A 10,028-nucleotide genomic window follows, 5' to 3' on the forward strand; every position below is an offset into this window, starting at 1 on the left:
TTTCTTCATATTTTTCCTGGGCTTTTACAGGGAAATATCTATCATGCTCTTTGAAATTGCTCCAGGAACGGTATGAATTCCTTTTTATCTCTCGGGAAATGGTGGAAGGACTTCTATGAAGTGCCTTTGCAATCCCACGTATACTCATGCCCAGACCGAGAAATTGATAGATGCAGGAACGCTCATTTATGTTAATATGGTTATAGTTCATAGGCTTATCTCCATTCTATGTTTTTTTGGTCACTCACATAGTAGCATAGATAATTCCTATGAACTTTTCATATGTTGCACTTGTTATGATAATTTATCTGATAAAGAAGACAAATGAATCACTAATTTATTCATCGGTTACTGAAAATTAAGTAATAATAACAAAAAACTAGTGAAATATCGTTAATTTGTTACTAATCTTTTACATTTTTAATGATTTATGATAAAATAACTATGTAAGAGTTCCCAGGAATAGAAAGCATCCATAATAATATTGCTTTTCTTTTACTGGAGTGAGGATTCTTACGGGTGTTAGTTCTTGTGGTGGGGAACTAATGCTTTATTGGGGCGTTGGGTTTTCCATTTGATATGCTTGGAGGAGACATATGATTTGGAAAATCCTTTTTTATTGGTATTATGCCAATGGAAAAATGCTTGATATATCCAAATGAATTCACTATACTATAACACATAAGGAGGAGAAACTTATGAAAACAAAGATTCAGGTACAGTTTGGTACTAACGGTGTAGATGTCAAAGATATCGAAAAAGCTGTTAAGGAAGACTTAAAAGCTAAAGAAGTAGTACTTAATAAATTAGATACTCTTGATATTTACTTTAAACCTGCTGAAAATGCAGTTTATTACGTTGCTACTGACAAAGCAGGCAAGGAAATCAAGAACGACGACGCAATTTCTTTCTAATGCACAAGGGACATCAGCTCGGCTGGTGTTTTTTTATGCCTGTATATTGCAAAATTACACTATCACTCTTAGAATCGAGGGTAAAAAAAGAGATCTGCTTAGCAGACCTCAAATTATTTAGTTATTACGGGACAAACCCTTAGTTTGCTTAATAAAAATAGATCGACTTGTAAACATCCCAACAACAAGAATAAGAAAAGAAAAATCAAACTTAGCTATTGCCCCGCTTGATAAGCCAGCAACAATATTTACTATCATTCCTGCAACAATTGCAACAACCATGACGACAAGTGGCCGTTTTGTTATTTTATTCATATTAAGAATGTTTAGCTCGATATGGAGCTGATGAAGCATAATATAGAAGGCGACAATCGCAATAGCGCTATCAACATATAGATGAATCATATAGTGATTCATCACAACTTCCTTGATAAACATCAATACAATAAAACTGCTCATTGTACACCAGATCAATGATACGGACATATTGTTTTGTGAGCGGCTGAGCTCTTCCTTCATCTCTTTCTTGATTGGAAAATCTTTTTCAAGATGACGGTAATATGTCTTAAGATTTGAAGGGGCGATATTGTGCTCTTTGAGTTCATCGATGGCATGGGAGAGCATCATATTAGCTTTTAAACTATCCTCACAATGAGCAAGAACATATTGCTGGATGGTCATATATATCTCAAATTTATCATGATCAAGTTTCTTGGCTTTATCCATTGTTGAGATATAAAGGGGATCTTTTGTGTTCATAGGGGAATCCTTTCTTTAAACGGTCATGACTCTATTTGATAGAGCAAGATGTTAAGGGATAATTTATTTTGTGACTTTTAAGCTATGAGGACCATTTGCTTCTACATGGCTATTGTAGAATTCAGTCATAACATCAATCATATACTTTGTATCTTTAATACCAGCTGTTTCATATGATGAATGCATTGCTAGCTGAGGAAGTCCAATATCAACAGAATTCAATGAGACATGAGCTTGGGAAATGTTGCCAAGAGTTGAACCTCCGGCTTTATCTGAACGATTTGCAAAGTACTGGAGTGGGACATTGGCATTTTTAGCATAGCCTTTGAAGATTGCTGATGAGACGGCATCAGAACAATATTTCTGTCCAGCATGTGTTTTTACAACAACACCTTCATTCATATAAACACAGTTATTGACATCAGTATATTCTGGATGGTTTGGATGTACGGCATGTGCATTATCGGCTGAAAGCATAAAGCTTGAAGCAACAGCTCTTAAGTAGTCTTCATTGCTCATACCTAAGGCAGCATTAACTCTAGTCAATGTATCATAGAGGAATGTTGAATCAGCGCCCTGCTTCGTTCCACTGCCTACTTCTTCATTATCGAAAATAGCCATGACATCAATAGATTGGTCATTGTATCCATTTAATAAAGCAGACATGGCGCTATAAGCACATTGTAAGTCATCAAGGTGACCGGATGAGATAAACTCTTCATGAGCACCCCAGATACTTGGACTCTGGCGGTTATAGAGGAAGAGATCGTGGCCATAGATGTCATTCACATCAACACCTAATTCTTTGGCAACAAGCTTCATGAAATCGCCACTCTGACAATCTGCACCACCAAATAATGGTAATAAGTCTACCTGCTTATTATAGCTATATCCATCATTGACTTTTCTATTCATATGAATAGCGACATTAGGAATCATGACTAAATCACGATCGATAGAGAATAACTTAGAAACAAAGCTGTCGCCTTCTTTAACCAATACGCGACCAGCAATTGATAAAGGTCGATCAAACCAAGTATTATCAATCATTCCACCATATCCTTCAGTATTAAGCTGCATATAGTGGTTCTTCACAACTTGTAGTTCTGTATTTTCTTTGAGTTTATAAGTAGGGCTATCGGAATGAGCTGTAGCAATGTTGAATGAGTAATGTTCAAGGTTGTTACCAACTTTAAAGGCAATGATGGATGAATCATTTCTTGTTGTGAAGTATTTTTTGCCTTTTTCAATATCCCAATGATCACCTTCTAATAATTGTACAAAGCCATCTTGCTTTAATCTTTCAGCAATATTATTAACGGCATGAAAAGCAGTAGGGGACTGTTGTACAAATGATAATAAATCTTCTGAAACTTTCTTGAAATCCATATAAAATCCTCCTTAAATAAATATCCCAGAGTTGCCTCTGGGATCATGTGCGTGCTAAGCTGCAGCTTTTTGTCTTTTTGCGATAACTGGCAGGATTAAACCTAATAGGAATAGAATTAATGGTACAGAAATCTTGAGCACCATTGTGAATATATCGCTATCAATCATACCTAAGATATCACAAGCTGCGGTAACAGCGAAACACCAGATACCAAAGAATCTTGCAACAAACTGATTCTTGAAGGCTCTGTAGCTTGGATTAAATTTAGCATAATTTGTAGCTGAGCGTAAAGCGATATAAGCTGCAAATACCCATAAGTAACGCAAAGTCATGGCAACAGAGTTGATCTTTGTCAGCTGCATCAAGACAGCGTCAGCACTTGGAACGAATGCCTGAACAAGGATTAATGAACCAGATAGTGCAACGACTAACCAGATACCATTAATGTAAGCACCATATTTGTTTTTCTTGAATAAGCCTTTTGGAATGAATTCCTTAGCATGTTCATTTTCAAGTAACATTCTAAGTGGTGCATCAATTGATAGTACAAGTGTAGAGAACTGTCCGACAACATTACATAAAGCATAGATAATCATCAAGGCATCACCCATATGGTAGTACTGACCAAGCCTCTGGAATGCCCAGTATGAACCATTGGCATTATAAGCATCGAAGCTTGCCTTTGAAGCGTTAATCACTTTTGGATCAAACATCATTCCCATTGCAATCGTACCTAAGATTGCACAAACCATAACCATGATGGCAAGGGAAATCATACCTTTAGGGAAACCTTTTTCACTATCCTCAACCTGGTTAACATATGGTGAGATCTTTTCACATCCACCTACCGCAAAGACAAGGATTGAAAGTGAAGTAAAGTACTTTGTATCAAACTGTGGAATTAAGTTCTTCATTGTAAAGTCCATTGATACATAATGTGCATGAGGGTTAATGGCAGGAGCTGCAAACATCATGACAATATAGAGTAAGGACATTACAAACATTGAAGTACCTGCAATTCTTGTAAGACCTTTTAAAGGTGTTAAACCTCTAGAGGCAACAAAGCAGAAGAATAAGAACAAGGCTAAAGTAATAAGCTGTGTATTAAGCGTACCAAGCTTATTCAAGATGTTACCATCTCTAAAGATAACCCAGCTCAAGGCCTTCAATCCACCAGTACCTTTTGATGAAATGTAAGTAATGTGACAAGCCCAGTATGTAAAACCTGCATAATAGGCTAATTTTGGACCCATTGTTTCATGAATCCAGCTGCTGACACCTCCGCCAGCGTCTTTAAAAGCGGAACCAAGTTCACCAACCATAAGTGCATAAGGCACGAAATAGAGGGCAAACATAAGAATCCAGCTGAAGATAACCTGAATACCATTAAAGTATACAAAGCCATTTAAGACATTACCAAAACCCCAAACAGTTGAGAATGCCATAAAAGCCAGGTTATACCACGTTATTTTCTTAACGTTTTCCATAACTTCCTCCAATAAATTTTATAGAACAACATATGAACAATGCTCCCTCAATACATAAATTGTATTATTGTTCATACAATCCAAGACACTGAAAAATCAGTGCCATATTATTATATCATTACCGCCTATAAAAACAAACTCTTTATTTTAATTTAATAAAAAAATCACAAGCTAATGGAAGGAACCAATATTTTTTTGTAAGCGTTATGATATTTTTATGGCGATAGAAATGTGAATGGATATAATATTAATTAAAGAGGAGGAGAGATTTTCTTATGGGTGGATTTTTTGCGGCGGCAAGCCAAAATGATTGTGTTTTTGATTTGTTTTTTGGTACGGATTATCATTCTCATTTAGGAACGAGAAGAGCGGGTTTGGCTGTTTATAGTGAAGAGGCTGGTTTTACGCGTTCCATACATAATATCGAGAACTCCCCATTCAGGACAAAGTTCTCAGCAGAAATTAATGACATGAAAGGGTATCTTGGAATTGGCTGTATTTCAGACTATGATCCTCAGCCTTTGATTGTCCGTTCTCATCATGGGACATATGCGATTAGCTGTGTTGGTAAGATTAATAATATGGAGGAACTGCTTAACCGGCTTTTAAAGCATAGCCATATGCATTTTCTTGCACAGAGTGGTTCGGAAATCAATACGGTGGAAATTGTCGCCGCTTTGATTAATTCGCGTGATAATTTAATTGAGGGATTGCAGTATGCCCAGAAGATGATTGATGGATCAATGACAATCTTGTTGCTGACGCATGCCGGCATATATTTATCAAGAGACAAATATGGTCGTACACCATTGGTTGTTGGAAAAAAGGATGATGGCTATTGTGCTTCTTTTGAAGCATTTGCCTATCTGAACTTAGGTTATCAGGATTATAAGGAATTGGGGCCAGGTGAAATTGCAATCATGACACAAGATGGCGTCAAGACGCTTGTGGCTCCTGGTGACAAGATGCGCATTTGTACATTCCTATGGGTTTATTATGGTTATCCAGCAAGTCGTTATGAAGGCGTATCGGTTGAAGAAATGCGCTATCGCTGCGGGGAAAAGCTAGCTTTGCGTGATCGTGAAGAACCAGTTGAAATCGATACAGTTGCGGGTGTACCTGATAGTGGTACAGCACATGCTATTGGCTATGCGAATGCTTCAAATGTGCCATTTTCAAGACCATTTATCAAATATACACCAACATGGCCACGTTCTTTCATGCCAACCATTCAATCAAAGCGTGACATGATTGCAAAGATGAAACTTATCCCTGTACATGAGCTTATTGAACATAAGCGCCTCTTACTGATCGACGACTCAATCGTCAGAGGAACACAGCTAAGAGAAACGGTTGAATTCTTATATTCTAGTGGAGCGAAAGAAGTTCATGTTCGTCCTGCCTGTCCGCCAATTATGTTTGGCTGTAAATATCTCAATTTCTCAAGAAGCAATAGCGAGATGGAATTAATTGCCAGAAGGATGATTCAACAAGAAGAGGGTGAGAATGTAAGTCTTGATATCCTCTATGATTACTGCAACCCAGATTCCTCACGTTATTTGAAAATGGTGGATATGATTAAAAAGCAGCAACACTTTACAACCCTTCGCTATAATCGACTCGATGACCTTCTTGAAGCAACAGGACTTGATGCCAACAAGCTATGCACATATTGCTGGAATGGAAAAGAATAAAGATTATATTATTGATTTTCTCCACCTGCTGATCATAGCCCTTCTCATATACCTTGTTTCAAAGCTGATGGCAAGTTATGCGCTTGTGCATCTGCAAACAACTTTCTTTTATATTACACTCACCTTTAGTTTACTGACGATTTCATTATTAGGACAAGTAGGTCATGCCATCTATCTATTTTTCAAACGGAAACAAACAATGCCAGGATATTTGCATATGATTGTGTTATTGATTTGTCTTTTCATGCTTTTGATGGTGGCAGTGAACTATGAGAAATTTCAGGCTATTATCCGTGGAGAGATAAGCAATCAGGCAAGAAGACATATAATGCTTTATATGCCATACATCTACCTGACTGCTTTTCTTATCTTGCTTGCTTTTAGTATATCTATACGTCAATTACTGACAAAGCTATGCTTAACCTTGTTGAAGATTGATTATCTTATAGTGATTGTTGTAGTGATAATGATAGGAGGCTGTTTCCATTTAGAAAAACATATTGGTATTCATTTATCAGAGAATCTGATGGTGCACTTTTCTGGTCAAAATGGGGCAGGACAAATTGCTTCAATCACCCATCCAGCATTATCGAAAGCTTATCCGGCGTTCGCTAAAACTCTGACCTATAGCTATGATGAACATCTCTTAAGCAATGGTGATCTTGTCACAATTCAAATTCACTACGATCATCAACTCGCCAAAAGAGAACACCTCTTTGTTCATCATACAGTCAAACATGTTCGTGTTCATCAACTTATAACAACTTATAGCTTTCGAGATCTACCACAAAATATCATTGATCAGTTTGTATCTCATGCAGACTTATCGCTCTTAAAACAATATCCTTCTCAACCAGGATATAACTATTCATTTATTCGTGATTCTTTGTGGTATGATGATAGGCAACATCGACTTATTGCCGTCTATCAGATGAACTATAAGAATGCAAATATGCATGCAGGACCATATTATTGTGCCATTATCTGCAACAATATTGATTCTACTTATTTACACACAAAGCATGCCTATTATCATGAATTATTAATACGTGAAGATGGTCAAGTTGTTGATAATCATAGCGATATGAATAAAGTATTTGATGATGTAGCAAAAATGATTGCCTAATAGTTTTATTGAGGGAGAAGGTTATGATAGAATAGAAGCAAGGGGGAATACTTATTATGTTGAATTTAGATTATCATTCGATTAAGAATGAAGCACATTATTTTTTAGATAAGAATCGTAAAAATATGATTTATACGGCAACTATTATTGCCATTATGACATCTTTACCAGCATTATTTGAAGATACGAATGCTTCAATTCTTGATTTCTTATTACGCATACTCTTGTTGACAATGCCTCATGGCCTTGTTGTTGCATCATTGAAGATGGTGACAGGACAGGAAAATCAGGTTGTTGTTAGAGAAGACAGTATGACTGGACTTAGACGTTTTAAAGAACTCTTTCCAACTTATTTCCTGGTTGGTCTATGTGAATTCTTACCAGCAGTTGTATTAGTGGTTGTTTTATCTTTAAGCATGGGTTTTAGTATTGCTGCGATGACAAGTGTCTCACTCGATACTCTTGCGACAGGAACAATCGTCCTTTATGCCATTCTCATTCTAGCCGTTCTCCTTTATGCCTTTTATATCACCATAACTTTGTCTTTTACAGGTTATGTCATAGAAACTAAGGGTGAAAGAAAAATGGCAGCCATCAAAGATAGCTATCGCATGATTCATGGCCATGTCTGGTCACTAATTAAGCTTTTTCTTTCCTACCTGCCTTGGCTCATCCTTTCAGCACTAGTAGATGGCATTATTGGCAGTGCATTAGGCTTCTTAGGACCAATTAGTGCATTGCTTGCGGTTATTGCGACAGCATTCATCCAGGCATATTTCTTTTCTGCAGAATATCATATCGGTGTCGCAATCTTCTTTATGCGTATTTATAATCATGAACAAGGCTTGGATCAAAGTAGCGAGCAGGTTGTTGAGGGAGAAGCTATTGATGAAGAAAGAAGTGATGAAAATGCTTGATAAGAATGGACTTAGTGAAGAAGAATATCTTAAGCAATATGATGATTCCAAGTATCCAAAGCCTTCATTAACTGCTGATAATGTCATCTTGAGCGATACACATGAAATTCTGCTTGTCAAAAGAGGAAACCATCCTTTCCTTGGCAAGTGGGCATTACCAGGGGGCTTTGCGAACAAGAACGAACCGCTTGAAGAAACGGCAGCAAGAGAACTCTTTGAAGAAACAGGACTTGAAGGCGTGAAGGAAAAACTTGTTGGCGTTTATTCAAAGCCAAATCGTGATCCTCGTGGCTGGGTTGTTTCAGCTGCATATAAAGCCTTCATTAAAAAGGCGGATGTTAAGGCAGGAGATGATGCAAGTGCTGCCTGCTGGTTTAAGATCAGTGGTGAAACACTTACACATGGTGATATAGCAATGACATTCGATGATCTTGCCTTTGATCATGCAGATATTGTAAGGGATGCTTTAAAATGATGCCACCGGACATACATGAATCAACGCCCCAGGAAAGAGAATCCTATATTAAGGAGACTTTTCATTGCATTGGTGATTGTGATAATTGTGGATTATGTGCAATATATCGAGGACAGGATATCATGAGTGTCTTTCGTGATTATATTGAAGGCAAAGCGACCTTTCTTGAAGTCAACAAAAGATATCGTTAAAGCACTTGAGATGAGTGCTTTTTCTTATAACCCATGTGGGCGAGAAAACCCACGGTTTCAATCGTGAGGATGATAGCCCACTTCTTTACTTTCTGTAGATAATATTTTTATTAATATCTACAGATGTGCTACTATATATTCATGAAGAATGAATATAAACATACAAAAACAACTGTATCATTGATTAACTACCATTTTGTATTTTGTCCTCGATACCGCAGAAAAATATTTAATATCCAGGGTGTCGAGGAAAGATTTAAAGAACTTACTACTGCTGAATGTGAAAAACAAGGTATTGAAATCCTTGCTCTGGAATGTCATGTAGACCATGTACACATTTTCGTTAGCGTACTGCCAACCATGTCCATTCCAAACATAATGAAGCAGATTAAGGGCTGTACTTCACATCGATTAAGGGAAGAATTTCCACAGCTTAAAGCAATGCCGAGTCTTTGGACTCGAAGCTATTTTGTAAGTACGGCAGGCAATGTAAGTCCCGAAACTATTAAGTGGTATGTAGATACCCAAAAAACAAGACCGTAGGTGTAAGCATGAACAAAGGTGTTAAATTTAGGGCGTATCCCAATAAGAAACAGCAAAACTTAATAAACCAAACACTCGGATGCTGCAGGCTCATCTACAACAAAGGTCTTGCCATGCGTAACGGTGCCTGTTCCAATGGCGAAAAGATTGGCTATAGCCAAACATCTGCCATGCTCACAGACCTTAAAAAGCAGGCTGACTTTGCTTTCCTGAAGGACGTTGATTCTATTGCACTCCAGCAGTCTTTGAGGGATTTAGAGCGTGGATTTAAAAATTTCTTTGAGAAACGCGCTAGACATCCGCAGTTCAAAAGTAAACATAATAACCACCAGTCATACAGAACCATCAACCAGGGCGATAACATCCGCATAATCGGGAAGTATATTAAGCTTCCGAAGCTTGGGTATGTCAAGATCAGACAGTCCATGGAAGTCGGGCATATCAATAATGTCACGGTAGAGCGTACTCCTGCAGGTAAATACTTTGTAGTCCTGAATGTTGACTTTGAGCCGGAGCTTCGACCAAATGCAGG

General features: G+C 37.5%; 12 protein-coding genes. 8 read left to right on the top strand and 4 right to left on the bottom strand.

The annotated features are described in order from the left end of the window. Positions 1-211, bottom strand: a 211-nt coding sequence (locus T529_RS13320) for a helix-turn-helix domain-containing protein (protein WP_033163635.1), incomplete at its 3' end; no start/stop codon positions are given. A 463-nt stretch (positions 212-674) separates the two neighbouring features. Between T529_RS13320 and T529_RS0110890 the strand changes: the two genes are divergently transcribed. Next, positions 675-914, top strand: a complete 240-nt coding sequence (locus tag T529_RS0110890; protein WP_272867373.1) for a DUF6465 family protein — start codon at positions 675-677, stop codon at positions 912-914. A 117-nt stretch (positions 915-1,031) separates the two neighbouring features. On the opposite strand, the gene T529_RS0110895 is transcribed toward T529_RS0110890, so the two are convergent. The 3 genes from T529_RS0110895 to T529_RS0110905 form a co-directional block, all read right to left on the bottom strand. Next, the gene (locus tag T529_RS0110895; protein ID WP_033163637.1) at positions 1,032-1,673 is read right to left on the bottom strand and encodes a hypothetical protein; all 642 of its coding nucleotides are present in this window, start codon (positions 1,671-1,673) and stop codon (positions 1,032-1,034) included. Between the two features lie 63 nt (positions 1,674-1,736). Continuing rightward, positions 1,737-3,062: a M18 family aminopeptidase gene (locus tag T529_RS0110900; RefSeq protein ID WP_033163638.1), complete on the bottom strand. Its 1,326-nt coding sequence runs from the start codon at positions 3,060-3,062 to the stop codon at positions 1,737-1,739. Positions 3,063-3,116: 54 nt separating this feature from the next. Further along, positions 3,117-4,550 carry an amino acid permease gene (locus tag T529_RS0110905; RefSeq protein WP_033163639.1) on the bottom strand — a complete coding sequence of 478 codons (1,434 nt, stop codon included), beginning with the start codon at positions 4,548-4,550 and terminating at the stop codon, positions 3,117-3,119. Positions 4,551-4,825: 275 nt separating this feature from the next. Here T529_RS0110905 and T529_RS0110910 point away from each other — a divergent pair, with 275 nt between their 5' ends. The 7 genes from T529_RS0110910 to T529_RS0110940 all read left to right on the top strand — a co-directional run. Further along, entirely contained in the window at positions 4,826-6,244 is a 1,419-nt protein-coding gene (locus T529_RS0110910; protein WP_033163640.1) for an amidophosphoribosyltransferase, read from the top strand. Continuing rightward, a complete protein-coding gene (locus tag T529_RS0110915; protein WP_033163641.1) occupies positions 6,201-7,370 on the top strand; it encodes a hypothetical protein in 1,170 nt (389 codons plus the stop codon). Before T529_RS0110910 ends, T529_RS0110915 begins: the two co-directional genes overlap by 44 nt. A 56-nt stretch (positions 7,371-7,426) precedes the next feature. Then, the gene (locus T529_RS0110920; protein WP_033163642.1) at positions 7,427-8,287 is read left to right on the top strand and encodes a DUF975 family protein; all 861 of its coding nucleotides are present in this window, start codon (positions 7,427-7,429) and stop codon (positions 8,285-8,287) included. Then, on the top strand, positions 8,259-8,762 hold the full coding sequence (locus T529_RS0110925) for an NUDIX domain-containing protein (RefSeq protein ID WP_051646978.1): 504 nt from the start codon (positions 8,259-8,261) through the stop codon (positions 8,760-8,762). Before T529_RS0110920 ends, T529_RS0110925 begins: the two co-directional genes overlap by 29 nt. Next, on the top strand, positions 8,759-8,953 hold the full coding sequence (locus tag T529_RS0110930) for a hypothetical protein (RefSeq protein ID WP_033163643.1): 195 nt from the start codon (positions 8,759-8,761) through the stop codon (positions 8,951-8,953). Before T529_RS0110925 ends, T529_RS0110930 begins: the two co-directional genes overlap by 4 nt. A gap of 141 nt (positions 8,954-9,094) precedes the next feature. Beyond that, positions 9,095-9,496 carry an IS200/IS605 family transposase gene (gene tnpA, locus T529_RS0110935; RefSeq protein ID WP_033163644.1) on the top strand — a complete coding sequence of 134 codons (402 nt, stop codon included), beginning with the start codon at positions 9,095-9,097 and terminating at the stop codon, positions 9,494-9,496. Between the two features lie 8 nt (positions 9,497-9,504). Further along, a partial coding sequence (locus tag T529_RS0110940) for an RNA-guided endonuclease TnpB family protein (RefSeq protein ID WP_033163645.1) occupies positions 9,505-10,028 on the top strand: 524 nt, incomplete at its 3' end.

Source organism: Sharpea azabuensis DSM 18934, assembly GCF_000702165.1.
Taxonomy (GTDB): Bacteria; Bacillota_I; Bacilli_A; order Erysipelotrichales; family Coprobacillaceae; genus Sharpea; species Sharpea azabuensis.

Excerpts from the sequence above, each read along its gene's own strand:
- T529_RS0110895 (WP_033163637.1), bottom strand. The coding sequence starts at position 1,673 with ATGAACACAAAAGATCCCCTTTATATCTCAACAATGGATAAAGCCAAG.
- T529_RS0110900 (WP_033163638.1), bottom strand. The coding sequence starts at position 3,062 with ATGGATTTCAAGAAAGTTTCAGAAGATTTATTATCATTTGTACAACAG.
- T529_RS0110905 (WP_033163639.1), bottom strand. The coding sequence starts at position 4,550 with ATGGAAAACGTTAAGAAAATAACGTGGTATAACCTGGCTTTTATGGCA.
- T529_RS0110910 (WP_033163640.1), top strand. The coding sequence starts at position 4,826 with ATGGGTGGATTTTTTGCGGCGGCAAGCCAAAATGATTGTGTTTTTGAT.
- T529_RS0110915 (WP_033163641.1), top strand. The coding sequence starts at position 6,201 with ATGCCAACAAGCTATGCACATATTGCTGGAATGGAAAAGAATAAAGAT.
- T529_RS0110920 (WP_033163642.1), top strand. The coding sequence starts at position 7,427 with ATGTTGAATTTAGATTATCATTCGATTAAGAATGAAGCACATTATTTT.
- T529_RS0110925 (WP_051646978.1), top strand. The coding sequence starts at position 8,259 with ATGAAGAAAGAAGTGATGAAAATGCTTGATAAGAATGGACTTAGTGAA.
- T529_RS0110930 (WP_033163643.1), top strand. The coding sequence starts at position 8,759 with ATGATGCCACCGGACATACATGAATCAACGCCCCAGGAAAGAGAATCC.
- tnpA (WP_033163644.1), top strand. The coding sequence starts at position 9,095 with ATGAAGAATGAATATAAACATACAAAAACAACTGTATCATTGATTAAC.